Origin of the sequence: Primorskyibacter marinus (assembly GCF_003313245.1) — a bacterium.
Classification (GTDB): Bacteria; Pseudomonadota; Alphaproteobacteria; order Rhodobacterales; family Rhodobacteraceae; genus Primorskyibacter; species Primorskyibacter marinus.
The window spans coordinates 1-25,246 of record NZ_QJSD01000028.1 but is presented as its reverse complement, the minus strand read 5'-3'; the positions used below and the strand labels follow the sequence as shown (position 1 = coordinate 25,246).

Sequence of the window (25,246 nt, the reverse complement as noted above, 5' to 3'; positions counted from 1 at the left end):
CGTCGAACCCTGCGGGGAGGATTGTTTTCTCCCCGCGCAGTCAGTTTGATTACTCGATGATTTTCGAGACGACGCCGGAGCCGACCGTGCGGCCGCCTTCGCGGATGGCGAAGCGCAGCTTTTCTTCCATCGCGATCGGCGCGATCAGTTCAACTTCGAACTTCAGGTTGTCGCCCGGCATCACCATTTCGGTGCCTTCGGGAAGAACAACCGTGCCGGTCACATCCGTCGTGCGGAAGTAGAACTGCGGACGGTAGTTGGCGAAGAACGGCGTGTGACGGCCACCTTCGTCCTTGGTCAGGATATAGGCTTCTGCCTCGAACTTGGTGTGTGGCTTCACGGAACCCGGCTTACACAGAACCTGACCACGCTCGACGCCTTCACGGTCGATGCCGCGCAGCAGGGCGCCGATGTTGTCGCCCGCTTCACCACGATCCAGCAGCTTGCGGAACATTTCCACACCGGTGCAGGTCGTCTTGCGCGTGTCGCGAATGCCAACGATTTCAAGCTCGTCGCCAACGTTCACAACGCCGCGCTCGACACGGCCGGTCACAACCGTCCCGCGGCCGGAAATCGAGAACACGTCCTCGATCGGCATCAGGAAGGGCTGGTCCACGGCGCGCGCGGGCTGGGGGATGTACTCGTCGACAGCCGCCATCAGTTCCTTGATCTTGTCTTCGCCGATCGCGTTGTCGCGACCTTCCAGAGCGGCCAGGGCCGAACCGGCGATGATCGGAATATCGTCGCCCGGATAGTCATAATCCGACAGAAGCTCGCGCACTTCCATCTCGACCAGCTCAAGCAGTTCTTCGTCGTCGACCTGGTCAACCTTGTTCAGGAACACGACCATCGCGGGGATGCCAACCTGGCGGCCCAGCAGGATGTGCTCGCGCGTCTGGGGCATCGGGCCGTCAGCGGCGTTCACAACCAGGATCGCGCCATCCATCTGCGCCGCACCGGTGATCATGTTTTTCACATAGTCAGCGTGGCCGGGGCAGTCGACATGCGCGTAATGGCGGTTCTCGGTCTCATACTCGACATGCGCGGTCGAGATCGTGATCCCGCGCGCCTTTTCTTCGGGCGCACCGTCAATCTGGTCATACGCCTGAAAGTCACCGTAATATTTCGTGATCGCAGCCGTCAGCGTCGTCTTGCCGTGGTCCACATGGCCAATCGTGCCAATGTTGCAATGCGGCTTAGAACGCTCAAACTTTTCCTTTGCCATTTTCCTGGCTCCCTTCTGTATCGGATGGTGGGATGAAACCCCACCCTACGGTGGTGGGTAGGGCGGGGTTCACCCCGCCACCCGGATTATGCGTATTTCGACTGGATCTCTTCCGAGATGTTCTGCGGCACCGGATCGTAGTGATCGAACTGCATCGTGAACTGCGCGCGGCCCGAAGACATGGAGCGCAGGTTGTTGATGTAGCCGAACATGTTCGCCAGCGGCACCATCGCAGCGATCGCAATGGCGTTGCCGCGTGGTTCCTGCCCGGTCACCTGCCCCCGACGCGAGGTCAGGTCGCCGATGACGTTGCCGGTATAATCCTCAGGCGAGATCACCTCGACCTTCATGATCGGTTCCAACAGCTTGGCACCGGCACGACGAAGACCTTCGCGCATGCACATCCGGCCCGCGATTTCGAACGCCAGAACGCTGGAATCCACGTCGTGGAATTTACCGTCGATCAGCGCAACCTTGAAGTCGATCACGGGGAAGCCCGCCAAAGGACCGGAGTCCATGACCGACTTGATGCCCTTTTCGACACCGGGGATGTATTCCTTCGGAACCGCACCACCAACGATGCGCGACTCAAACGAATAGCCTTCGCCCGGCTCTGTCGGCGAGATGATCATCTTGACCTCGGCAAACTGACCAGACCCACCCGATTGTTTCTTGTGGGTATAAGTATGCTCGATTTCGTGGCCGATGGTCTCGCGATAGGCAACCTGCGGCGCACCGATATTGGCCTCGACCTTGAACTCGCGCTTAAGACGGTCCACCAGAATATCGAGGTGAAGTTCGCCCATGCCCTTCATGATCGTCTGGCCCGATTCCTGATCGGTTTCGACGCGGAATGACGGATCTTCGGCAGCAAGACGCGCCAGACCAGCAGACATTTTTTCCTGGTCAGCCTTTGTCTTGGGCTCGACGGCAATCTCGATAACCGGATCGGGGAACGTCATGGTCTCCAGGACCACCGGTTCCTTGACGTCGCAAAGCGTGTCCCCGGTGGTGGTGTCCTTCAGCCCCGCCAACGCGATGATGTCGCCTGCAAACGCTTCCTCGATTTCCTCGCGATCGTTCGAGTGCATCATCATCATTCGACCGACACGCTCTTTCTTGCCCTTGGTCGAATTCAGGATCGAAGTGCCTTTGGTCAAGATGCCCGAATAGATACGGGTGAACGTCAGCGTGCCGACAAACGGGTCGTTCATGATCTTGAACGCAAGACCGGCAAACGGCATCGTGTCATCCGCACGGCGCGGGATGTCGCGGGTTTCCGTTTCGTCACCGGGCTTGAAGCCCATGTAATCGACAACATCCTTCGGGCTGGGCAGATAGTCGACAACAGCGTTCAACAGCGGCTGAACACCTTTGTTCTTGAACGCCGAACCGCAAAGGATCGGGACGAACTTCAGACCAAGCGTACCGGCACGGATCAGGCGACGCAGCGTCGGAATGTCAGGCTCTGCGCCTTCAAGATATGCCTCCATCACGTCGTCATCCATCTCGACGGCGACCTCGATGAGATTGGCACGCCATTCGTCGGCGGATGCCTTCAGGCTTTCACGGATCGGCTGGCGAACCCAGGACGCGCCCAGATCTTCGCCTTTCCAGACCCACTCTTCCATGGTGACAAGATCAACGATGCCTTCCAGTTCGCTCTCGGACCCGATCGGAATCTGGATCGGGGCGGGAACAGCACCGGTGCGGTCCTTGATCATCGCGACGCAGTTGAAGAAGTCGGCACCGATCTTGTCCATCTTGTTGACGAAGACAACCCGCGGAACCCGGTAGCGATCGGCCTGACGCCACACGGTTTCGGTCTGCGGCTCGACACCCGCGTTGGCATCCAGCACCGCAACGGCACCGTCAAGCACGGCCAGCGAACGCTCGACTTCAATGGTGAAGTCAACGTGGCCGGGCGTGTCGATGATGTTCATCCGGAATTTTGTGTCGTCGGTACCTTCGGCGGAAGGATCTTCCTGCCACTGCCAGAACGTCGTGGTGGCGGCGGACGTGATCGTGATGCCACGCTCCTGCTCCTGCTCCATCCAATCCATGGTGCCGGCCCCGTCATGGGTTTCGCCCATCACGTGATTCTTGCCGGTATAGAACAGAATGCGTTCCGAGCAGGTCGTCTTGCCTGCGTCGATATGCGCCATGATACCGAAGTTGCGGTACCGTTCGAGGGGATATTCGCGTGCCATTGGGCTTACGTCCTTCGGATTTAGTTTACCAGCGGTAGTGGCTGAATGCCTTGTTGGCATCGGCCATCTTGTGGGTGTCTTCGCGCTTTTTCACGGCGGTACCACGGCTGTTGACGGCATCCAGAAGCTCGCCTGCCAGGCGCTCTTCCATGGTGTGCTCGTTGCGGTTGCGGCAGGCGGTGATCAACCAGCGGAGGGCCAGCGCTTCGCGGCGTTCGGGACGCACTTCGACAGGCACCTGATAGGTCGCACCGCCCACACGGCGCGAGCGAACCTCTACCGACGGCTTAATATTCTCGAGCGCTTCGTGGAAAATTTCCACCGGCGCGCGCTTCACCTTGTCCTCAACACGCTCAAGGGCGTTGTAGACAATGCGCTCTGCGGTCGATTTCTTGCCATCGACCATCAGGTTGTTCATGAATTTTGTCAAAACCCGGTCGCCATATTTGGCGTCGGGCAGAACTTCGCGTTTTTCAGCGGCGTGACGACGGGACATCTGTTAATCCTCTTATTTCGGACGCTTGGCGCCGTATTTCGAACGGCGCTGCTTACGATCCTTGACGCCCTGGGTATCCAGAACACCGCGCAGGATGTGGTAACGCACACCAGGAAGGTCTTTTACACGGCCGCCACGGATCAGAACCACAGAGTGCTCCTGAAGGTTGTGGCTTTCACCGGGAATGTAGCTGATGACTTCGAAACCGTTGGTCAGGCGCACCTTGGCAACTTTCCGCATGGCCGAGTTCGGCTTCTTCGGTGTGGTCGTGTAGACACGCGTGCAGACGCCGCGCTTTTGCGGGCATTGCTCGAGATGCATGGATTTCGAGCGTTTGACTTTCGGCTGCCGCGGCTTGCGGATCAGCTGTTGGATCGTTGGCATTCCGGTTCTTTCCCCGTGTAGCTCACATATGTGGTGCACGCGCGTTGCGTGCGGGTTGACAACAAAAGCGCCCTACGCGTCCGCAAAGCACCGGGTGCACCACCTTAGGGTGCGACGCAAAAAACCGCATTCGCCCCCGATAACGGGAACGACGCGGGGGTTTCCAGAGGATCGGGGCAAAAGGCCCGGATCTTGACCGCTTCTAGTTTTGAGTATCGACGCAAAAGACAGATGTCCCTTCGTCGAGATAGCGGGCGTATAGGGGGAGTCGCAGAGCTTGTCAACAGCACCTGACCCTTGTGCAGGGGCTTGGGCAATGACAATCTTTGCAGCGACGGTCGGGACAATATTACAGGGGAACGATTGGCATGCAAGTGATCGGTCTGTGCCGATTTTCCTACCCCGCCGAGGGCGGATTTCAGGTTGAACATGGCGGGCTGAAAGAGCGGCAGGATTACCTCTACTCCCCTGCCCGTATCGAGGAACGATTCCGCCAGTTCGAGACGATCTGCCTGCCGGGCCTGAAGGCGCAGACGGACCCTGACTTCCTCTTTCTGGTGCTCGTGGGTGAAAGCCTGCCCACCCCCTATGCAGAGCGGCTGACGCGCTTGCTGGAGGGTTTTCCACAAGCGCGCATCGTCGCCCGCCCGCCCGGACCGCATCGCAAGGTCTGTCAGGACGTGATCAACCGCGCTCGGGATCTGGACCAGCCATGCCTGCAATTTCGTCATGACGATGATGACGCCGTGGCAGTCACCTATGTCGAACGCCTTCGGGATGCCGCGCAAAGCTGCAAAGGGCTGCTTGAGAATAACGGGCTGGTCGCGATCGACTTCAACCGTGGCTACATCGCCCGGCCCGATGCCCAGGGCCTTTCGGCAGAACCCAATCTGACGCCGTTCTACGGGGTTGCACTGGCCGTCGCGACCCAAGCCGGTGTGCGCCAGACGATCATGAATTACGGCCATAACCGACTTAACCAGTTCATGCCGACCATCAGCCAGACCGAGTCACCGATGTATGTGCGCGGGCATAACGACCACAACGACTCGCGTCAGAAGAAGCATGTGAAACCGATTGAACTGCCACGGCTGAATGCGGAAGGCGAAGCCAAATTCCGACGGATATTTGCCATCGACGCCGATCACGTCAGGCAGGTCTATTCCAACATCTGAGTGCGGACGCTGCCATGTGGTGAATGTAAAAACCCCCGCGCATTGCTGCGCGGGGGTTTGCTGGTTTCGGGTTAGACCCTTGAGTGCTTAATCGCGGCTTTCCGGCGTATCGACAATGCCGCTATCGAACTCGCCACCACCGGCAACATCGTCCTGCATTGTCGGTGCAGCCAGCGCTGCTGCGGCCTCTGCTTCTTCGCGACGCGCCTCGATGACGACATTATCGCGCGATTTTGCGACCTTGCGCATCTTCTGGGTTGCCCCACCGGTCCCTGCCGGGATCAGACGACCCACAAGGATATTCTCCTTCAGGCCGATCAGACGGTCACGCTTGCCCTGCACAGACGCTTCGGTCAGCACGCGCGTTGTCTCCTGGAAGGACGCAGCCGACATGAAGGACCGTGTCTGCAACGACGCTTTGGTGATGCCCAACAGAACCGGCTGGCCTGCTGCGGGACGCCCGCCGCGACCCATGGCCTTTTCATTGGCCTCGTCCAACTCGATCTTCTCGACATGCTCGCCCTTCAGAAGCGTGGTATCACCGCTATCGCTGATCTCCCACTTCTTGAGCATCTGACGCACGATCACTTCGACATGCTTGTCGTTGATCTTCACGCCTTGCAGGCGGTAAACGTCCTGCACTTCGTCGATCATGTAGTTGGCCAGCGCTTCGACACCCATGATTGCAAGGATGTCATGCGGCGCAGGGTTGCCGTCCATGATGTAGTCACCCTTCTGAACGAAGTCGCCTTCGCCCACCGGGATGTGCTTGCCCTTGGGCACCATGTATTCGACAGGGGACAGGCTTTCATCAGACGGTTCGATCGCGATCCGGCGCTTGTTCTTGTAGTCCTTGCCAAAGCGCACAAAGCCGTCGATTTCAGCGATGATCGCGTTGTCTTTCGGACGACGCGCCTCGAACAGTTCCGCCACGCGGGGAAGACCCCCGGTGATGTCCTTGGTCTTGGCCCCTTCGCGCGGGATACGCGCGACAACGTCACCGGCCTTGATGTCCTGTCCGTCATCAACCGACAGAATGGCGTCAACCGACATCGGATAGGTGATGGGGTTGCCAGCATCGTTGCGCACCGGTTCGCCATCGCCATCAACCAGAATGATCTCGGGCTTCAGTTCGTTGCCTTTTGGCGCAGCACGCCAGTCGGCCACGATCTTCTGCGTCATACCCGTCGCATCGTCTGTTTCTTCGCGGACGGCCACACCGTTCACAAGATCCACATGCCGCGCCATACCGTCTTTCTCGGCAATGATCGGCAGCGTGTACGGATCCCATTCGAACAGCTTGTCGCCACGCTCGATCTTTTGACCCTCGGTGACGAACAGCTTGGTGCCGTAGCCCAGCTTGTGGCTGGCGCGTTCTTCACCGTGCTCGTCCATGATCCGCAACTTCATGTTACGGCCCATGACCAAGGTCTCGCCGATCGAGTTTTCAAGCGTGTTGGTCTGCTCGAAGGTGATCGTGCCGGCCTGGCTGGCTTCCTGGAAGGACTGCTGGCCACCCTGCGCAACACCGCCGATGTGGAAGGTCCGCATCGTCAGCTGTGTACCGGGTTCACCGATAGACTGCGCCGCGATGATACCCACGGCTTCGCCCGTGTTCACCATCGTACCGCGCGCCAGATCGCGACCGTAGCACATTGCGCAGACGCCCTCTTCCGACTCGCAGGTCAGAGGCGAACGGATGCGCGCACTTGCCAGACCGGACTGGTCAACCGTATCGGACATGCGTTCGTCGATCAGTTCACCTGCGCGCACCATCACCTCGTCGCTGCCCGGACGGACCAGATCTTCTGCCGCGACACGGCCCAGGATGCGTTCGGCCAGCGACGACACGACCTCGCCATCGTTGACAGCCGCTTCGGCAGTGATCGCCCGCTCGGTTCCGCAATCACGATCCCGCACGATGCAATCCTGCGCCACGTCCACCAGACGACGCGTCAGGTAACCAGAGTTCGCCGTCTTCAAAGCGGTGTCCGACAGACCCTTACGCGCACCGTGTGTCGAGTTGAAGTATTCAAGAACCGTCAGGCCTTCCTTGAAGTTCGAGATGATCGGCGTCTCGATGATGTCACCGTTCGGCTTCGCCATCAGGCCGCGCATCCCGCCCAGCTGCTTCATCTGCGTGACCGAGCCACGCGCACCGGAGTGGGCCATCATGTAAACCGAGTTCGGCTCGGATTCCGACCCGTCGGCATCCGCCTTGGCCGCCGAAATCGTCGACATCATCGCTTCGGTGACCTTGTCGTTACACTTCGACCAGGCATCGACAACTTTGTTGTACTTCTCGCCCTGAGTGATCAGGCCGTCCATATACTGTTGTTCGAAATCCTTCACCTGACCGCGGGTTTCCTCGACGATCGGCCATTTGTTTTCAGGGATAACCATGTCGTCCTTGCCGAACGAGATGCCGGCCTTGAACGCTTCCTTGAAGCCCATGGACATGATCTGGTCACAGAAAATGACCGACTCTTTCTGACCGCAATACCGATAGACGGTGTCGATGACCTTCTGCACGTCTTTCTTGCGCAGCAGGTTGTTGACCAGATCAAACGGTGCCTTGGCGTTCATCGGCAACAGCGCGCCCAGACGGACCCGGCCGGGTGTCGTCTCGTAGCGTTTGACGATTTCGTTGCCTTCTTCGTCGATCTGGGTAACGCGCGCAGTGATCTTGGCGTGCATATGCACTTCGCCAGAGTTCAGAGCGTGCTCCACCTCTTCGATCGACGAGAATGACATGCCCTCGCCCTTCATGCCATCGCGGGCGATGGTCACATAGTAAAGACCAAGGATCATATCCTGCGACGGAACGATGATCGGCGCGCCGTTTGCAGGCGACAACACGTTGTTCGTCGACATCATCAACACGCGCGCTTCCAGCTGGGCCTCCAGCGACAGCGGGACGTGCACAGCCATCTGGTCGCCGTCAAAGTCGGCGTTGAAAGCCGAACAAACCAGCGGGTGCAGCTGGATGGCCTTGCCTTCGATCAGCATCGGTTCGAACGCCTGAATGCCAAGACGGTGCAGCGTCGGCGCACGGTTCAGCATGACGGGATGTTCGCGGATCACCTCGTCCAGAATATCCCAAACCTCGGGACGTTCTTTTTCGACCAGCTTTTTCGCCTGCTTCACGGTGCTGGACAGGCCTTTGGCCTCCAGACGCGAGTAGATGAAGGGTTTGAACAGCTCCAGCGCCATCTTCTTGGGCAGACCGCACTGATGCAGTTTCAGCTCCGGACCCGTCACGATGACGGACCGGCCAGAGAAGTCGACGCGCTTACCCAAAAGGTTCTGACGGAAGCGACCTTGCTTACCCTTCAGCATGTCGGACAGCGATTTCAACGGGCGCTTGTTGGCACCTGTGATGACGCGGCCACGGCGGCCGTTGTCGAACAGGGCGTCAACGGATTCCTGCAACATCCGCTTTTCGTTGCGCACGATGATGTCGGGCGCTCGCAGTTCGATCAGACGCTTGAGACGGTTGTTCCGGTTGATCACGCGGCGATACAGATCGTTCAGATCCGACGTCGCGAAACGGCCACCATCCAGCGGCACCAGCGGGCGCAGTTCGGGCGGGATCACGGGAATGACCGTCATCACCATCCACTCGGGGCGGTTGCCCGACTCGAGGAAGGATTCAACGACTTTCAGACGCTTGATGATCTTCTTGGGCTTCAGCTCACCAGTGGCTTCTTTCAGATCCGCGCGCAGTTGCTCTGCTTCGGAGTCCAGATCGATTGCCGCCAGCATCTCACGGATCGCTTCGGCACCGATATTGGCGGTGAAGGCATCCATGCCATAGACGTCTTGCGCGTCCATGAACTCTTCTTCGGACAACATCTGGCCATAGGTCAGATCGGTCAGGCCGGGCTCGATCACCACATAGTTTTCGAAATAAAGCACACGTTCCAGATCGCGCAGCGTCATATCCAGCATGAGACCGATGCGCGAGGGCAGCGATTTCAGGAACCAGATATGCGCGCAGGGAGCGGCCAGTTCGATATGGCCCATACGCTCGCGGCGGACCTTTTGCAGCGTGACTTCAACGCCGCATTTTTCGCAGACGACGCCGCGATATTTCATGCGCTTGTACTTGCCGCACAGGCATTCGTAATCCTTGATCGGGCCAAAGATACGCGCACAGAACAGCCCGTCACGCTCTGGCTTGAACGTGCGGTAGTTGATGGTCTCGGGCTTCTTGATTTCGCCGAAGGACCACGAGAGGATCCGTTCGGGCGATGCCAGAGACACCTTGATCTCGTCGAAGGTTTTCACCGGTGCGACGGGGTTGAACGGGTTGTTTGTCAGTTCCTGGTTCATCTTATCATCCTAAAGCTGTCGGAAAGGAGAGGTGCGACCAAGGCTTTCGGAAAAGCCTTGGGAAAGTCCTTTTGCAGACTTCTGCGACCGCTACTCATCCTCCTCCGTATCCAGGAGTTCCATGTTAAGGCCCAAACCGCGGACCTCTTTGACGAGAACGTTGAACGATTCCGGAACACCGGCCTCGAAGTTGTCTTCGCCCTTGACGATCGACTCGTAGACCTTCGTCCGGCCTGCCACGTCATCCGATTTCACCGTCAGCATTTCCTGCAAGGTGTAGGCGGCACCGTAAGCTTCCAGAGCCCAGACTTCCATTTCACCGAAGCGCTGGCCACCGAACTGTGCTTTACCACCAAGCGGCTGCTGGGTGACGAGGCTGTAAGGCCCGGTCGAGCGCGCGTGGATCTTGTCATCCACAAGGTGATGCAGCTTCAGCAGGTACTTGACGCCCACGGTCACGGGGCGGCTGAACTGCTCACCCGTGCGGCCGTCGAACAGGATCGACTGGCCGGAGGTGTCAAAGCCCGCGCGTTTCAGCGAGTCGTTGACATCGGCCTCTTTCGCACCGTCAAAGACCGGCGTTGCGATCGGGACACCGCTTCTGACGTTGCCCGCCGCTTCCAGAAGCTGGCCATCTTCCATGCTGCCGATGCCCTCTTCATAGACATCGTCACCATAGGCGATCCGCATCGCTTCGCGCACCGGGGTCAGATCGCCCGACCGGCGGTAGTCGCCAAGTGCGTCGTCGATCTTGATGCCAAGGCTGCGCGCAGCCCAGCCCATGTGGGTTTCAAGGATCTGACCGACGTTCATACGCGACGGAACACCCAGCGGGTTGAGACAGAAATCGACCGGAGTACCATCTGCGAGGAACGGCATGTCCTCCATCGGAACCACTTTCGAGATCACACCCTTGTTGCCGTGACGACCGGCCATCTTGTCGCCCGGTTGCAGCTTGCGCTTCACCGCCACGAACACCTTGACCATCTTCATCACACCCGGGGGCAGATCGTCACCACGGCGCACTTTCTCGACCTTGTCCTCGAAACGGGCATCCAAAGCGCGTTTCTGCACTTCATACTGCTCGTTCAGGGCTTCGACGATCTTGGCATCATCCTCGTCTTCAAGCGCCAGTTGCCACCACTGGCCGCGGCTGAGCGTGCCCAGCAGATCTTCGTCGATCTGCGAGTTCGGGCGAACACCTCTCGGACCTTTCACGGCGATCTTGCCGAGGATCATATCCTTCAGACGCGCATAGATGTTGCGGTCCAGGATCGCCAGTTCGTCGTCCCGGTCGCGGCTCAGACGCTCGATCTCTTCACGTTCGATCTGAAGCGCACGTTCGTCCTTCTCGACACCGTGGCGGTTGAACACGCGGACTTCGACGACCGTGCCGAAATCGCCCGGCTTCACCCGCAGCGAGGTATCGCGCACGTCCGAGGCTTTCTCACCGAAGATGGCGCGCAGAAGCTTTTCTTCCGGCGTCATCGGGCTTTCGCCCTTGGGGGTGATCTTGCCCACCAGAATGTCGCCCGGTTCCACATCGGCACCGATATAAACGATGCCAGCCTCGTCGAGGTTGCGCAGGGCTTCCTCGCCGACGTTGGGAATATCGCGGGTGATCTCTTCCGGCCCCAGCTTCGTGTCGCGGGCGGCGACTTCGAATTCCTCGATATGAACGCTCGTGAACACGTCATCGCGGGCGATGCGCTCCGAGATCAGGATCGAGTCTTCGTAGTTGTAGCCGTTCCACGGCATGAAGGCGACGACGACGTTCTTGCCAAGCGCCAGTTCCCCCATATCGGTGGACGGGCCGTCAGCGACAACTTCGCCCTTCTCGACCAGATCGCCCACCTTCACCAGCGGACGCTGGTTGATACAGGTGTTCTGGTTGGAACGCTGGAACTTGCGCATCCGGTAGATATCGACCCCGGCATCGCCAAGTTCCAGATCACCGGTGGCCCGCACAACGATCCGCATCGCATCGACCTGGTCGATGATGCCTGCACGCTTGGCCATGATGGCCGCGCCGGAATCCCGCGCCACGACACCTTCGATGCCGGTGCCCACAAGCGGGGCTTCGGACCGCAGGGTCGGAACCGCCTGACGTTGCATGTTCGAGCCCATCAAGGCGCGGTTGGCGTCGTCATTTTCCAGGAACGGAATCAGCGAGGCCGCAACAGACACCAGCTGTTTCGGGCTGACGTCGATCAGATCCACGTTTTCGTTGGGCGACAAGGTGTAATCGCCGGATTTCCGGGTCGACACCAGATCGTTCACGAACTTCATGTTCTCATCAAGGTTGGCGTTCGCCTGCGCCACGGTGTGACGCATTTCCTCGGTCGCGGACATGTAATGGACTTCGTCGGTGACGACGGAATCCTTGACCACGCGGTAAGGTGTTTCAATGAAGCCGTATTTGTTCACGCGCGCGAATGTCGCCAACGAGTTGATCAGACCGATGTTCGGCCCTTCCGGCGTTTCAATCGGGCACATCCGGCCATAGTGGGTCGGGTGAACGTCACGCACCTCAAAGCCTGCGCGTTCGCGGGTCAAGCCGCCCGGCCCAAGCGCCGAAAGACGGCGTTTATGCGTCACTTCCGACAGCGGGTTGGTCTGGTCCATGAACTGTGACAGCTGCGACGAGCCGAAGAATTCACGGACAGCCGCAGCCGCCGGTTTCGCGTTGATCAGATCTTGCGGCATGACCGTGTCGATCTCGACGGAAGACATGCGTTCCTTGATCGCGCGCTCCATCCGCAGAAGGCCGACGCGGTACTGGTTTTCCATCAATTCGCCGACCGACCGGACCCGGCGGTTGCCAAGGTGGTCGATGTCGTCGATGTCGCCCTTGCCGTCACGCAGGTCGACCAGCGCCTTGATACAGGCCACGATGTCCTCGCGGTCCAGCGTGCGCTGTGTGTCGGGCTTTTCAAGCGCAAGGCGCATGTTCATCTTCACGCGGCCGACCGCAGACAGGTCGTAGCGCTCACTGTCAAAGAACAGCGTCTCGAACAGGGCCGAGGCGGCCTCGACGGTCGGCGGCTCACCCGGCCGCATCACCCGGTAAATATCCATGAGCGCGGTTTCGCGGTTCATGTTCTTGTCCGCCGCCATGGTGTTGCGCATGTAGGGACCGACATTGATGTTGTCGATGTCCAGAACCGGGATCTCGGTGATACCTGCGTCAACCAGCTCTTTGAGCGTGCCACCGATTACTTCGCCGGCCTTGTCAAATTCCCAAGTCAGCTCGTCACCGGCCTCGACATAGATCGCGCCGTTCTCTTCGTTGATGATGTCGCGGGCGACAAACTTACCGACGATCTGTTCGAACGGCACCAGCAGATCGCTGACAGCGCCTTCGTCGATCAGCTTCTTGACGGCGCGCGGCGTGACCTTCTTGCCGGCTTCGGCAATCACATCGCCTGTGGCTGCATCGACCAGATCAAAGGTGGGACGGGTGCCGCGAACACGCTCGGGGAAGAACTTCGTGACCCAGCCACGGCCCTTCTCCAGCTTGTAATCGACGGTCTCGTAATAGGCCGTCATGATGTCTTCCTGCCCCAGACCCAGGGCATAAAGCAACGTCGTCACCGGCAGTTTGCGGCGGCGGTCGATACGCGCGAAGACGATGTCCTTGGCGTCGAATTCGAAGTCGAGCCAGGAGCCGCGATAGGGAATGATGCGGCAGGCGAACAGCAACTTGCCCGAGGAATGCGTCTTGCCCTTGTCGTGGTCAAAGAAAACGCCGGGGCTACGGTGCATCTGGGACACGATCACGCGCTCGGTGCCGTTCACGACGAACGTTCCGTTCGGCGTCATCAGGGGCATGTCGCCCATGAAAACGTCCTGTTCCTTGATGTCCTTGACCGATTTCGCGCCGGTATCCTCGTCCACATCAAACACGATCAGACGCAACGTCACCTTCAAAGGTGCCGCATAGGTCATGTCACGCTGCTGACATTCCTCGACGTCGTATTTCGGACGCTCCAGTTCGTAGTTAACGAATTCCAGAACGGCAGTTTCGTTGAAATCCTTGATCGGAAAGACCGACTGGAAGACGCCTTTCAGCCCCTCACCATCCATCGGCTGAAGCTGGTCTCCGGATTTCAGGAAAAGATCGTACGAGGATTTCTGAACCTCGATCAGGTTCGGCATCTCCAGAACTTCACGGATTTTGCCGTAATATTTGCGAAGACGTTTCTGGCCAAGAAAGCTTTGCGCCATGACAGGTGTCACCTTTCAGTTTCTCACCGGGTGTGCGCGCTGTCGGGCACAGCGACACGCCCCTACGAGACGACAAGAATTCCGATCAATTCCCGGCTTTCGTCCCACCGAAAGCCTCCCGATCTTTGGAACCTTGTCTTGGAAAACCCCCTGCCCCGGACTTGATCCGGGGCCTTGCGGGGCCTTTCCAAGACAAGTTCGGCTGGGCCCGGAAGTGTCCCGGACCCAGCCATTTTCGGTTCGAGCAGGGCGTTGATCGCAAGGCTTCGATGAAACCCCGGATCGGCCGCCCCTTGCGGGATGCGGCGCGCCCCAGTCGGATTACTTGAGTTCGACCTCGGCACCAACTGCTTCCAGCTTGCCTTTGATCTCTTCTGCTTCGTCCTTGGAAACCTGCTCTTTGACAGCTTTGCCGCCAGCTTCGACCAGTTCCTTGGCTTCTTTCAGGCCCAGGCCCGTGATGGCACGGACTTCCTTGATCACGTTGATCTTGGATGCGCCTGCACCTTTCAGGATCACGTCGAATTCGGTCTGCTCTTCAGCAGCCGCACCAGCGTCGCCCGCAGGACCGGCCATCATCACTGCGCCGCCAGCTGCGGGCTCGATGCCGTACTCGTCCTTGAGGATGGTTTTCAGTTCTTGTGCTTCGAGAAGCGTCAGACCAACGATGTCTTCCGCCAGTTTTTTCAGATCAGCCATTTTAGACTCTTTCCGTATCTAGATGTGTTCCAACGTCAGGATGTTCAACCCCACGCAGGTCTCATTGGTTGCCTCAAGCAGCCTCGGCCTTTTCTTCGATGGTCGAGAGAATGCTTGCGATATTCGAAGCAGGGGCGCCAATTGCACCGGCGATGTTCGAAGCAGGCGCGCCAATCATGCCAGCGATGGTAGCAATAAGCTCATCGCGCGACGGCATTTTCGACACGGCTTCAACACCAGCCCGGTCCAGAGCGTTCTCACCCATTGCGCCGCCGAGGATCTCGAGTTTCGAGTTCCCTTTGGCGAATTCCTCGGCCACCTTGGCTGCTGCCACGGGGTCTTCGGAATAGGTAAGAACGGTCATGCCCGTCAGGTATTCTGCGATACTTGCGCAGGGCTTACCTTCAAGGGCGATCTTGGCGAGCCTGTTCTTGGCGACGCGTACAGATCCACCCGCTTCGCGTGCACGCGCGCGCAGATCCTGCATCTCGGCAACCGTGAGGCCTTCGTAGTGGGAGACCACAACGACGCCAGAGCTTTCGAAGATCTGGCCGAGTTCCTCGACCAATTTCTCTTTCTGGGCTCTATCCACAGTTTCACTCCAATTTTCGGAAGGCAGTGACCCTCCGGCTCGTTAAACCGGACCTTTGAGAGGTCCGGCATCGGGTCCGTACGGGTCGTTCCCAATCACGCCCGAGGCGAACCCCGGAGAGAGAATTGTTCATTTCCCGTCTCAGGCAGGACTTATGGCTTGCACCACCCACCGTCTTGGACGAATCATCAGGCCACCCGATTCAAAGCGGGCGGCCCGACGGACGGCGTCATAGCCAAAGCGTGGGCGGAAGGGAAGAGCCTACACGAAAAAACTTCCGCATTCGGGCAAGAGCTCGGTCACATACGCGCGAGCACGCCCATCGGCTGCAGCGTCAAAGCGTTTCCTGGCCATCCGAGAACACGCCCTAACGACAAAAGGCGGACCCGCAGGCCCGCCTTTCGAAATCCGCCTGAAGCGGCTTTATTCAGCGTTGGCAGAGTCGATTGCGACCGAAACGCCCGGTCCCATCGTGCTGCTCAGCGAGACCTTTTTCATATAGGTGCCCTTGGCTCCCGCAGGACGAGCCTTGGAGACAGCATTGACGAAAGCGCGGATGTTCTCGACCAGCTTGGCTTCGTCGAACGATGCCTTGCCAACGCCGGCATGCACAACGCCGCCCTTTTCAGCGCGGAACTGAACCTGACCGCCCTTGGCGTCCTTGACGGCTTGCGCCACATCCATCGTCACCGTGCCGACCTTGGGGTTCGGCATCAGGTTACGCGGACCCAGAACCTTGCCCAGACGGCCGACGATCGGCATCATGTCCGGTGTGGCGATGCAACGATCAAATTCGATCGTGCCGCCCTGAACGGTTTCCATCAGATCCTCGGCACCGACGACATCAGCACCGGCGGCCTCGGCTTCTTCAGCTTTGGCACCGCGTGCGAAGACGGCGACGCGCATGGTTTTTCCGGTGCCGTTGGGCAGGCCGATAACACCACGAACCATCTGGTCGGCGTGACGTGTGTCGACACCCAGGTTCATCGCGATCTCGACGGTTTCGTCGAATTTCGCGTTTGCATTTGCCTTGATCAGCGAAACGGCTTCCTCGACGGTGACGTTCTCTTTGCCGGCAAGCGCTTCACGCGCGGTGCGGGTACGTTTTCCAAGTTTTGCCATCTTACTTCACCTCGATGCCCATGGACCGGGCAGAGCCCAGGATGATCTGCATCGCGTTTTCAATCGTCGTGGCGTTGAGATCTTTCATTTTCGCTTCGGCAATTTCCTTCACCTGCGCGACGGTCACCGTACCAGCGGTGGCGCGACCGGGGGTACTGCCACCGGATTTCAGCTTGGCGGCCTTCTTGAGATAATAAGACGCGGGCGGCGTCTTGATATCCATCGTGAAGGATTTGTCCTGATAATATGTGATGATCGTCGGACAGGGGGCGCCAGCCTCCATTTCCTGCGTCTTGGCGTTGAACGCCTTGCAGAATTCCATGATGTTGATCCCGCGCTGACCCAGTGCCGGACCAACGGGCGGCGACGGGTTTGCCTGCCCGGCGGGGACTTGCAGCTTCAGACTGCCAACCAGTTTCTTGGCCATGTGGCCTCTCCTTTATCAAGCGGCGGGCATTGCCCACCCTGCAATGGAACCAAGGGTTCCGTTTTGCCGTGGTTTGGATCGGCAGGCCATGGGCCGCCTCACCTCCCACGTCTCGAACATCACACCTGCTTTGACACCTGTGTGAATTCCAGCTCGACCGGGGTTTCCCGGCCAAAAATTGAGACGGAAACCTTGAGGCGCTGATTGTCCTCGTCGACTTCCTCGATCATGCCGTCGAAATCCTCGAACGGGCCGTCGTTGACCTTGACCTTCTCGCCGATCTCGAAATGGATCAATGTGCGTGGAGCCTCTTCGCCTTCCTGCACACGGCCCAAAATCGCCTGAACCTCGGCATCACGCATCGGCATCGGGCGGCCTTGCGGGCCCAGAAAACCGGTGACGCGGTTGATGGAGTTGATCAGGTGATAGCCCTGATCCGACATTTCCATCCGCACAAGAACATAGCCGGGCATGAAACGCCGTTCCGTCGTGACTTTCTTGCCGCGACGCACCTCGATCACTTCCTCGGTCGGCACCAGCACTTCTTCGATCTGGTCCTCAAGCCCTTGCTCATCAACCGCCGTCCGGATCTGTTCGGCGATCTTCTTCTCGAAGTTCGAGAGCACGCTCACCGAGTACCACCGTTTCGCCATCTGGTCACAAACCTTCGTTCTGCACCGATCCGGAGACCGTGTGTCGTTCCATTTTCTGACGGCCCATAGTCAAACCGGCAGCCGCCGCGTTCCGAAACAAAATCGGCGCGCAACTCGAATCGCCGCACGCCTTTCGGATGATTGGTCTGCGCAATACCCGCGAAAGAGACCGAGTTCAAGCCTCAGGGCGCGCGCTTATCCTATGCGGACCCGGCCGGCTTAGCCGAATAGTCCCAACAGTTGCTGAAGCCCGCCCCGGATCAGAATATCCACGATCGCAAAGAAAATAGCGGTCAATGCGGCCAGGATGAAGACCATCACCGTTGTCAACATCACCTCGCGGCGCGTGGGCCACACCACCTTGGCCACTTCGGAGCGGACCTGCTGGATAAACTGAAGCGGGTTGGTCATGGCCATGTCTGTTCTACTTTCATTGCGGACGCGACGCACATACTTGGCGCGGGCGGTGATTTCAAGGCCCGCCATCACGGCACGTTGCATCATGGCCAAACCTGCGCTTGTGCCGCGACCTTGTGCTTCGTAAAACCACCGGAGCCAGTACGGCATTTGCGGGCCAGACAGATGAGCGCGGTAGATTTCCCACAAACGCGCGATGAAACAAAGATTCGTGCCCGGCTATACCGCCAGTATGCGAAGGTGAAGAGACAGTTTGAACCAAACCATCCCAGCCAGCGCGGATCCCGCAGCCTTCCGACGCCCTTGTGACGGTCAGATCAGTGTCAACGGAGTCTCGATCACTCAAGCGGTTCTGCCCGCAGATGGTATGATGACCACGATTCCCGCACATCCCGTTGAAGCCTGCGTTGCACAACTGCTGGCCGCAATAGAAACCGGGCGTGAATTCTGCATCCATTCCGGCACCGCCCCCCTTGCCACGCCCGATGGAGGTGCGTTCCTGCAATGTGAAACCTCCGGCTCTACAGGGCGGCCAAAGCGGGTGCGTCGCAGCCACGCCTCCTGGATCCGTTCCTTCATGGTGGATCGCGCGCTCTGGAACATCACACCGCAGGATCGTATCGCCGTCTTTGGCCCTCTCAATCATTCGCTGGCGCTCTATGGTGCAGTCTCTGCGGTGCATCTGGGCGCGCAGGTGGACGTCTTCGCGGCCCCCCGTCCTGACACGCGGTTGCAAATGCTGCGCGCGGCAATGCCGTCGCTATTATATGCCACACCCGCGCAGTTGCGCCAGCTTGCCGCCTGTCGCGACGCGGACACCGGCATCCCCGGCACCCGGCACGTCCTGATCGGCGGCGGGTTTCTGGACAAGGCCACTCGAAATGCCGCGGGGCACCTGTTTCCCGGCGCGACCCTGCACGCGTTTTATGGCGCAAGCGAAACCAGCTTCATCGCAATCTCTGATGCCACGACACCGCCCCTTTCGGTCGGCCGCGCCTATCCGCATGTCGAAATCCGGATCCGTGATGAGCAGGCACGCGACCTGCCCCCGGATCACCCCGGCGAGGTTTGGGTCCAGAGCCCCTATCTGTTTGAGGGTTATGCGCAGGGCACCAGCGCACAGACCCGCTGGCAGAACGGTTTTCTGACGGTGGGCGAATTGGGATGGCTTGATCCCGAGGGGCATCTGTTTCTGGCGGGGCGGGGCGACCGGATGTTCACCGTTTCTGATCAAAACGTCTTTCCCGAACTGATCGAGAGGCTGCTGCTGGAGCAACCCGGCGTGACACATGCCGCCGCTCTGCCGCTGCCCGATGCCAAGCGCGGGGCGGTGCCGGTCTGCTTTCTGTCCGCCGGCCCGCAAGGCCTTGATACCGACGCGGTCCTGGCTGCCTGTCGCCGCCAGCTTACCCCCCAGGCCGCGCCGCGCCGCGCCGTCGTACTGACGGACTGGCCCACCCTGCCCTCGGGCAAGACCGACCTCACCGCACTGTCCCATCTACTCAAGGCGCAGACATGACGCGCGCCGTCATCATTGCCGCACGGCGCAGCCGTGTCGCACCGCGTGGCGGGACGCTCGCGCATTTGCACCCGCATGAGATCGCGGCCCCGGTGATCCAAGCCTGTCTGACGGATGCCGGGCTGACCCCGGATGTCGTTGACGAGCTGATTATGGGCAATGCGCTTGGCGCAGGCGGCAACCCGGCGCGCGTGGCGGCGCTGGCGGCTGGATTGCCGTTGCGCGTCTCCGGGCTGAGCATTGATCGCCAATGCTGTTCGGGGCTGGATGCGCTGCGCCTCGCTCAGGCGATGATCGAGGCAGGTCAGGCCGAGGTGGTGATCGCAGGCGGGGCCGAAAGCTATTCGCGCCGACCTATCCGCATGGCCGCCGCGCAAGGGGGCGCACCCGCGCAGGAATACGATCAGCCGCCCTTCACGCCCTGGCCGGACCGAGATCCGGATATGGCCGAAGCCGCCGACGCACTGGCGCGACACCTCGGAATATCACGCGCCGCGCAGGACGCATGGACAGTGGACAGCCATGCGCGTGCCATCGCCGCCCGCACCGATCTGTCCGCCGAAATCGTCGGAGATGCGCCTGACAGCTTTACCCGCGCCATGACGCCTGCGCTTTGCGCCCGCGCGCCGATTATTGGCGGCAGCGTCAGCCGCGCCAACACCGCCGTGGCGGCCGATGCCGCGGCGTTCTGCGTTCTGGTCTCGGAAAAATATGCGCGCCGGCACCGCCTGCCCTACGTCACGATTTTGGGCGGCATGGCATTGGGCGGCGATCCGATGCTGCCCGGCCTTGCCCCTGTCGCCGCGATCAAGGCGACCTTGGCCGGGCTAAACCTGTCCCCCGCCGATCTGTCCACGGCCGAGATCATGGAGGCTTTCGCCGTACAGGCCATCGCCTGTGTCGAGCAGACCGGCCTTGACCCGGCGACCGTGAACCGCAAAGGCGGCGCGCTGGCGCGCGGCCATCCCATCGGCGCGTCAGGAGCAATCCTTGCAGTTCGGCTGTTTCACGACCTGCGCGGGACAGGCGGGCGCGGGCTGGCCGCGATTGCCGCGGCAGGCGGGATCGGAACCGCGCTTGTGTTAGGCGGCGAGGGTTAGCCCCCGCGCCGGAACATCACGCGCGGGACAGAACGCTGGCGGGCCGCGCCTTGGCGAGCGCGGCGGTGACAAACCCTGCCAGGGCGGCCTTGATCAGATCGCCGGGAATGAAGGGCGAGACCAGCAGCGCAGCCTCGGGGAATGACTTGTCCAGCGTTATCGCCATGCCGGCGATCCCGAACAGGTACAGCACCCCGATGCCGCCGACAAATGCCCCCAGGATTGCAGCCGGCAAAAGCGCCAGCCGCGGGGTTTTCTCGACGATCAGGCCCGCCACGAAGGCGGCAACCGGAAATCCAACCAGAAACCCGACAGTCGGCGAGGCAAACAGCCCAAGCCCACCGCGCCCACCGGCCAGAAGCGGCAGCCCCAACGCCACCAGCAACAGGAACAGCAGCACCGCCAGCGACCCGCGCCGCGCGCCCAGAACCGTCCCGCACAGCATGACGCCAAGGCTTTGCGCCGTGATCGGCACCCCAAAGCCCAGGGTGATCTTCGGGATCAGCCCCAATACGGCGATCAATGCAGCGAACAGGGCGATCAGGACGGTATTGCGTTCCAAGAAGCTATTCCTTCGGAGGGTTGAACCAGAGTTATGGCTGGGTATCGAAGCCGCCGCGCGCGCGCAAGGCTTCTGCCACCTGTTCGGCGTCGTCAATCGCCGTCACCGTGATCGGCATGACCAGTTGCCAACCCGGACGGCGGGCGCTTCGGGCGCGCCAGGATTCGATCAGCGTTCCGGCCTTGCCAAACAGAACCGGCGTGAACCGCACCACAAGCGCCATTGCATAGCCGATCGGTGCGGTGCGAATGCCAAGCCGTTCCAGCGGCGACAACAACCACAACACCAGATCCGTCAGATCGTCGAGCCGCGTCGTCATCGTCACAAGGTTGGCCAGCCCCACCGCCGCAACAAGGCGCAGCGCCACTGCGACCCCCGCCACCGGATCGCCTGCGATCAGATGCCAGACAAGAACAATCGCGACAAATACCCAAAGCGGACGCAGGAAGCTGACGCCCTCCACCAGAAAGCGCCAGCCAACCACCAGATAGGCCAGCGCGACACCTGCCACCGCCGCCAGCAACAGAACAGGGCTTTCGATCAGGTAAAGAAAGAACACGCCAACGGAAACAAGCGCCAGCTTCAGCGACGCGGGCCAGCGGTGATACGCGGTCCTAGTCGAGGAGGTCAGGGCCAGCATCGTCCGCCTCCATCATCGCCGTCTCATAATGTGCCAAGGTCTGCGCTGCCGGGCCGCTTTCGCGGATTGCCCCATTATCCATCCAGATCACCCGATCGTAACCCGCCAATGCCGCCGGATCATGGGTGATGTGAAGGACGGAGGGCCCCACCTGCGCAAGGTAACGGTGCATCTGCCGCGTGGTGGGAATGTCGAGCCCGGTAAACGGCTCATCCAATATGATCAGGGCCGGTTCCATCGCCAGTACCGCCATGAGACAGACCAGATGCCGCTGCCCTTGCGAAAGCGTGGCCACCGCCCGCCCCTGCCAATGCGTCTTGCCAAAGCGCGCCAGCATCGCAACCGCGCCGTCCCGCGCTGCATCCTTGCTGCGTCCAAGCTGCCGCAAACCGAAAGCCAGCTCTTCCTCGACCGTCGGAAAGATAATCTGGTGATCGGGGTTCTGGAACAATATGCCGACAGTTCGGATTGCGGCGCGACGGTCCCGCGCAACATCGACCCCGTTGATCAAGACCCGACCACTATCCGGGCGCAGAAGCCCGGCAAGGAGCCTCGCCAGCGTGGTTTTGCCAGACCCGTTTCGCCCCACCAGCCCGATCCGGGCATCGGATATGTCCAGCAAGCTCTTGGCGATCACCTCCCGCCCGTCTCGCGAATAAGACACGCCCTCTAGTGTGATGCGCGCCCTTGGCGTCATTTTGGTTGGGATCGGGGCAACATGCATCGCGCGGCGCCTGAGATTGAAACGGACCGCGCCTACCTAGTCCGATGTGCCCGCGACTGCAACGCGCATGCCCCACCGCTGCCTGCCGTCAAGAAAGTCCAAAGCGAGCGTTGTCGCACGAGCCTGGCGACAGCGGATTCAACTCGCGCCGCCACTCTCTTAGACGCGCAGCATGAGCAAGCCAATCGTCCGCATGGCATCTCGTCAACGGGCTAAGCGGCACTCAGGCACCCAGCGAGAGTCGCCTTGCAACGCCCATGCAGGTGCTGTGATGAACCAGCCGGCATGTTTTTTGACGTACACGTTTTTGTGCTGCACCTCCCACCAACGGCAATTGTTACATCCGCGCGCGTCACAAAAGCACTGGTGAGGCGCGCAAAAGCCAAGCCTGTTTGACGCGCACAATTGCTGTGCGAATTTGCACGCGGCACAGGTCGTAAGCCTCGATTTTCAATGGCAATTCGGCGTGATCTGATGCGAGTGTTTTGTGATTTCAAATTTGGCCTCGTTGGTCCCAATTATCAGTCATCGCCAACGAATGCTGGCGCAGACAAATCCAGGGCCAATCAGCCCACCCATCTGAAAGGACACAATATGAACCGCATTATCGCAATCGCAGCCGTCGCCATCGCAACCGTTGCAGGTGCAGCAAACGCAATGACCCAGGACAACGCGGCCGCTGTCCGCGCAATCAATTCCTATGCGCCCTCCGTAGACGTTTCGACGCTCGACGACGCGACCATCCTCGCTGCGCTTCAGGCCATCCACGGCTCCGGCACCGAGAGCGAAAAATCCTCTACCGTTCGCGCAATCCTGCTGAACGCCAACTAAGCCCACTTGTTGGCCAACCCCGATCGGACGCCGCAGCATCACGCCAGCGGCGTCCATCTTACAGCGTCGTGACGGACTCGTGACCAAAAACAGCGGAACGCTTTGACGGGGTCACGCATTTTCTCTCCAGCGACGCCGATCAGTTGCGTTATCGCGTTGACGATCGGCATTAACTTTTGAACAGGAGAGTCTTATGAAACATCTTATGCTTGCAACCGCCCTGACCGCAGCCACCATTTCCGGTGCAGCCTTTGCGCAGGAAGCGCTTGAAAACCAGATTGAAACCTTTGCTCCCAACGTGAATTATGACGCGCTGAGCGAAGATGCCCGCCTGCAAATCGCCAACGTGACCCACGGCAGCGGCAGCTTCAGTGAAAAACAGTCCACCGTCACAGCGCTTGCCTTGCAGGAAAATGCAATGGTCGAAGGTTCGATGATGGAAGACAACGCTTACATCTTTTACATGTCGGATGATCAATACACGACATTCGCGAATGATCTGAAGGGGTTTGAGCCAACCGCCGACCCAGCGAACCTGTCGAATGACACACGTCTGCGCCTGATGGCGGCAATGTATGGCAGCGGCACTCATAGCGAAAAATCCAGCCTGGTGAAATCAATCCTGCTGGATTCGTAAAATCCCAAAGGCGAAAATTCTCGCCATTCGCAATGCAGGAAGGGCCGCCCGATCGGGCGGCCCTTCTTTGTCACGTCGAACCCTGCGGGGAGGATTGTTTTCTCCCCGCGCAGTCAGTTTGATTACTCGATGATTTTCGAGACGACGCCGGAGCCGACCGTGCGGCCGCCTTCGCGGATGGCGAAGCGCAGCTTTTCTTCCATCGCGATCGGCGCGATCAGTTCAACTTCGAACTTCAGGTTGTCGCCCGGCATCACCATTTCGGTGCCTTCGGGAAGAACAACCGTGCCGGTCACATCCGTCGTGCGGAAGTAGAACTGCGGACGGTAGTTGGCGAAGAACGGCGTGTGACGGCCACCTTCGTCCTTGGTCAGGATATAGGCTTCTGCCTCGAACTTGGTGTGTGGCTTCACGGAACCCGGCTTACACAGAACCTGACCACGCTCGACGCCTTCACGGTCGATGCCGCGCAGCAGGGCGCCGATGTTGTCGCCCGCTTCACCACGATCCAGCAGCTTGCGGAACATTTCCACACCGGTGCAGGTCGTCTTGCGCGTGTCGCGAATGCCAACGATTTCAAGCTCGTCGCCAACGTTCACAACGCCGCGCTCGACACGGCCGGTCACAACCGTCCCGCGGCCGGAAATCGAGAACACGTCCTCGATCGGCATCAGGAAGGGCTGGTCCACGGCGCGCGCGGGCTGGGGGATGTACTCGTCGACAGCCGCCATCAGTTCCTTGATCTTGTCTTCGCCGATCGCGTTGTCGCGACCTTCCAGAGCGGCCAGGGCCGAACCGGCGATGATCGGAATATCGTCGCCCGGATAGTCATAATCCGACAGAAGCTCGCGCACTTCCATCTCGACCAGCTCAAGCAGTTCTTCGTCGTCGACCTGGTCAACCTTGTTCAGGAACACGACCATCGCGGGGATGCCAACCTGGCGGCCCAGCAGGATGTGCTCGCGCGTCTGGGGCATCGGGCCGTCAGCGGCGTTCACAACCAGGATCGCGCCATCCATCTGCGCCGCACCGGTGATCATGTTTTTCACATAGTCAGCGTGGCCGGGGCAGTCGACATGCGCGTAATGGCGGTTCTCGGTCTCATACTCGACATGCGCGGTCGAGATCGTGATCCCGCGCGCCTTTTCTTCGGGCGCACCGTCAATCTGGTCATACGCCTGAAAGTCACCGTAATATTTCGTGATCGCAGCCGTCAGCGTCGTCTTGCCGTGGTCCACATGGCCAATCGTGCCAATGTTGCAATGCGGCTT

21 protein-coding genes are annotated in these 25,246 nt (G+C 59.9%); 5 read left to right on the top strand and 16 right to left on the bottom strand.

What is annotated here, in order from left to right; all coding sequences use genetic code 11:
• Positions 1–49 precede the first annotated feature (49 nt).
• From tuf (DMZ65_RS18065) to rpsL, 4 genes are all read right to left on the bottom strand, one after another.
• On the bottom strand, positions 50–1,225 hold the full coding sequence (gene tuf / locus DMZ65_RS18065) for an elongation factor Tu (protein ID WP_116599241.1): 1,176 nt from the start codon (positions 1,223–1,225) through the stop codon (positions 50–52).
• A gap of 86 nt (positions 1,226–1,311) precedes the next feature.
• Positions 1,312–3,435: an elongation factor G gene (gene fusA / locus DMZ65_RS18060; protein ID WP_116600142.1), complete on the bottom strand. Its 2,124-nt coding sequence runs from the start codon at positions 3,433–3,435 to the stop codon at positions 1,312–1,314.
• A 25-nt stretch (positions 3,436–3,460) separates the two neighbouring features.
• Entirely contained in the window at positions 3,461–3,931 is a 471-nt protein-coding gene (rpsG, locus tag DMZ65_RS18055) for a 30S ribosomal protein S7 (protein ID WP_116600141.1), read from the bottom strand.
• A 12-nt stretch (positions 3,932–3,943) separates the two neighbouring features.
• Positions 3,944–4,315, bottom strand: a complete 372-nt coding sequence (gene rpsL / locus DMZ65_RS18050; RefSeq protein ID WP_005621086.1) for a 30S ribosomal protein S12 — start codon at positions 4,313–4,315, stop codon at positions 3,944–3,946.
• A gap of 368 nt (positions 4,316–4,683) precedes the next feature.
• On the opposite strand from rpsL, the gene DMZ65_RS18045 reads away from it, so the two are divergent.
• Positions 4,684–5,490, top strand: a complete 807-nt coding sequence (locus DMZ65_RS18045) for a putative rhamnosyl transferase (protein ID WP_116600140.1) — start codon at positions 4,684–4,686, stop codon at positions 5,488–5,490.
• A gap of 87 nt (positions 5,491–5,577) precedes the next feature.
• Here the strand turns inward: DMZ65_RS18045 and rpoC are convergent, their stop codons facing one another.
• From rpoC to secE, 8 genes are all read right to left on the bottom strand, one after another.
• Positions 5,578–9,825, bottom strand: coding sequence for a DNA-directed RNA polymerase subunit beta' (gene rpoC, locus DMZ65_RS18040; RefSeq protein ID WP_116600139.1), 4,248 nt, complete (start codon positions 9,823–9,825; stop codon positions 5,578–5,580).
• Between the two features lie 90 nt (positions 9,826–9,915).
• Positions 9,916–14,052 (bottom strand): DNA-directed RNA polymerase subunit beta, encoded by a 4,137-nt coding sequence (gene rpoB, locus DMZ65_RS18035; protein WP_116600138.1) that lies wholly within the window; start codon positions 14,050–14,052, stop codon positions 9,916–9,918.
• A gap of 321 nt (positions 14,053–14,373) precedes the next feature.
• A complete protein-coding gene (gene rplL, locus DMZ65_RS18030) occupies positions 14,374–14,751 on the bottom strand; it encodes a 50S ribosomal protein L7/L12 (protein WP_084351997.1) in 378 nt (125 codons plus the stop codon).
• A 73-nt stretch (positions 14,752–14,824) separates the two neighbouring features.
• Positions 14,825–15,343: a 50S ribosomal protein L10 gene (gene rplJ, locus DMZ65_RS18025; RefSeq protein ID WP_084351995.1), complete on the bottom strand. Its 519-nt coding sequence runs from the start codon at positions 15,341–15,343 to the stop codon at positions 14,825–14,827.
• Between the two features lie 423 nt (positions 15,344–15,766).
• The gene (gene rplA, locus DMZ65_RS18020; RefSeq protein WP_116600137.1) at positions 15,767–16,465 is read right to left on the bottom strand and encodes a 50S ribosomal protein L1; all 699 of its coding nucleotides are present in this window, start codon (positions 16,463–16,465) and stop codon (positions 15,767–15,769) included.
• A gap of 1 nt (position 16,466) precedes the next feature.
• The gene (rplK, locus tag DMZ65_RS18015) at positions 16,467–16,892 is read right to left on the bottom strand and encodes a 50S ribosomal protein L11 (RefSeq protein ID WP_116600136.1); all 426 of its coding nucleotides are present in this window, start codon (positions 16,890–16,892) and stop codon (positions 16,467–16,469) included.
• Between the two features lie 119 nt (positions 16,893–17,011).
• Positions 17,012–17,545, bottom strand: a complete 534-nt coding sequence (nusG, locus tag DMZ65_RS18010; protein WP_116600135.1) for a transcription termination/antitermination protein NusG — start codon at positions 17,543–17,545, stop codon at positions 17,012–17,014.
• 219 nt (positions 17,546–17,764) lie between these two features.
• The gene (secE, locus tag DMZ65_RS18005; protein ID WP_116600144.1) at positions 17,765–17,962 is read right to left on the bottom strand and encodes a preprotein translocase subunit SecE; all 198 of its coding nucleotides are present in this window, start codon (positions 17,960–17,962) and stop codon (positions 17,765–17,767) included.
• A 370-nt stretch (positions 17,963–18,332) separates the two neighbouring features.
• On the opposite strand from secE, the gene DMZ65_RS18000 reads away from it, so the two are divergent.
• Positions 18,333–19,481 carry a class I adenylate-forming enzyme family protein gene (locus DMZ65_RS18000; protein ID WP_198662735.1) on the top strand — a complete coding sequence of 383 codons (1,149 nt, stop codon included), beginning with the start codon at positions 18,333–18,335 and terminating at the stop codon, positions 19,479–19,481.
• Positions 19,478–20,581 (top strand): thiolase family protein, encoded by a 1,104-nt coding sequence (locus tag DMZ65_RS17995; protein ID WP_116600133.1) that lies wholly within the window; start codon positions 19,478–19,480, stop codon positions 20,579–20,581. Before DMZ65_RS18000 ends, DMZ65_RS17995 begins: the two co-directional genes overlap by 4 nt.
• 16 nt (positions 20,582–20,597) lie before the next feature.
• Here DMZ65_RS17995 and DMZ65_RS17990 read toward each other — a convergent pair whose 3' ends face one another.
• From DMZ65_RS17990 to DMZ65_RS17980, 3 genes are read right to left on the bottom strand one after another with little or no spacing between them, the layout of a single operon-like run.
• Complete coding sequence (locus DMZ65_RS17990; protein WP_116600132.1) at positions 20,598–21,143, bottom strand: biotin transporter BioY; 546 nt, start codon at positions 21,141–21,143, stop codon at positions 20,598–20,600.
• Positions 21,144–21,174: 31 nt separating this feature from the next.
• Positions 21,175–21,783: an energy-coupling factor transporter transmembrane component T family protein gene (locus DMZ65_RS17985; protein ID WP_116600131.1), complete on the bottom strand. Its 609-nt coding sequence runs from the start codon at positions 21,781–21,783 to the stop codon at positions 21,175–21,177.
• On the bottom strand, positions 21,758–22,480 hold the full coding sequence (locus tag DMZ65_RS17980) for an energy-coupling factor ABC transporter ATP-binding protein (protein ID WP_116600143.1): 723 nt from the start codon (positions 22,478–22,480) through the stop codon (positions 21,758–21,760). The genes DMZ65_RS17985 and DMZ65_RS17980 overlap by 26 nt, the downstream gene beginning before the upstream one ends.
• 621 nt (positions 22,481–23,101) lie before the next feature.
• Here DMZ65_RS17980 and DMZ65_RS19565 point away from each other — a divergent pair.
• A complete protein-coding gene (locus DMZ65_RS19565; protein ID WP_157960677.1) occupies positions 23,102–23,338 on the top strand; it encodes a hypothetical protein in 237 nt (78 codons plus the stop codon).
• 193 nt (positions 23,339–23,531) lie between these two features.
• A complete protein-coding gene (locus tag DMZ65_RS17970; RefSeq protein ID WP_116600129.1) occupies positions 23,532–23,975 on the top strand; it encodes a hypothetical protein in 444 nt (147 codons plus the stop codon).
• A gap of 122 nt (positions 23,976–24,097) precedes the next feature.
• On the opposite strand, the gene tuf (DMZ65_RS17965) is transcribed toward DMZ65_RS17970, so the two are convergent.
• Positions 24,098–25,246, bottom strand: a 1,149-nt coding sequence (gene tuf / locus DMZ65_RS17965; RefSeq protein WP_116600032.1) for an elongation factor Tu, incomplete at its 5' end; no start/stop codon positions are given.

Bases quoted from the DNA above. Each gene is read 5' to 3' on its own strand.
- secE (WP_116600144.1), bottom strand. From the start codon at position 17,962: ATGGCCATGACCAACCCGCTTCAGTTTATCCAGCAGGTCCGCTCCGAA.
- rpoC (WP_116600139.1), bottom strand. From the start codon at position 9,825: ATGAACCAGGAACTGACAAACAACCCGTTCAACCCCGTCGCACCGGTG.
- DMZ65_RS18000 (WP_198662735.1), top strand. From the start codon at position 18,333: ATGACCACGATTCCCGCACATCCCGTTGAAGCCTGCGTTGCACAACTG.
- DMZ65_RS17985 (WP_116600131.1), bottom strand. From the start codon at position 21,783: ATGCTGGCCCTGACCTCCTCGACTAGGACCGCGTATCACCGCTGGCCC.
- nusG (WP_116600135.1), bottom strand. From the start codon at position 17,545: ATGGCGAAACGGTGGTACTCGGTGAGCGTGCTCTCGAACTTCGAGAAG.
- rplK (WP_116600136.1), bottom strand. From the start codon at position 16,892: ATGGCCAAGAAACTGGTTGGCAGTCTGAAGCTGCAAGTCCCCGCCGGG.
- DMZ65_RS19565 (WP_157960677.1), top strand. From the start codon at position 23,102: ATGAACCGCATTATCGCAATCGCAGCCGTCGCCATCGCAACCGTTGCA.
- rpoB (WP_116600138.1), bottom strand. From the start codon at position 14,052: ATGGCGCAAAGCTTTCTTGGCCAGAAACGTCTTCGCAAATATTACGGC.
- rpsG (WP_116600141.1), bottom strand. From the start codon at position 3,931: ATGTCCCGTCGTCACGCCGCTGAAAAACGCGAAGTTCTGCCCGACGCC.
- rplL (WP_084351997.1), bottom strand. From the start codon at position 14,751: ATGGCTGATCTGAAAAAACTGGCGGAAGACATCGTTGGTCTGACGCTT.
- tuf (WP_116599241.1), bottom strand. From the start codon at position 1,225: ATGGCAAAGGAAAAGTTTGAGCGTTCTAAGCCGCATTGCAACATTGGC.
- DMZ65_RS17970 (WP_116600129.1), top strand. From the start codon at position 23,532: ATGAAACATCTTATGCTTGCAACCGCCCTGACCGCAGCCACCATTTCC.
- DMZ65_RS18045 (WP_116600140.1), top strand. From the start codon at position 4,684: ATGCAAGTGATCGGTCTGTGCCGATTTTCCTACCCCGCCGAGGGCGGA.
- rplA (WP_116600137.1), bottom strand. From the start codon at position 16,465: ATGGCAAAACTTGGAAAACGTACCCGCACCGCGCGTGAAGCGCTTGCC.
- DMZ65_RS17995 (WP_116600133.1), top strand. From the start codon at position 19,478: ATGACGCGCGCCGTCATCATTGCCGCACGGCGCAGCCGTGTCGCACCG.
- fusA (WP_116600142.1), bottom strand. From the start codon at position 3,435: ATGGCACGCGAATATCCCCTCGAACGGTACCGCAACTTCGGTATCATG.
- DMZ65_RS17980 (WP_116600143.1), bottom strand. From the start codon at position 22,480: ATGACGCCAAGGGCGCGCATCACACTAGAGGGCGTGTCTTATTCGCGA.
- rpsL (WP_005621086.1), bottom strand. From the start codon at position 4,315: ATGCCAACGATCCAACAGCTGATCCGCAAGCCGCGGCAGCCGAAAGTC.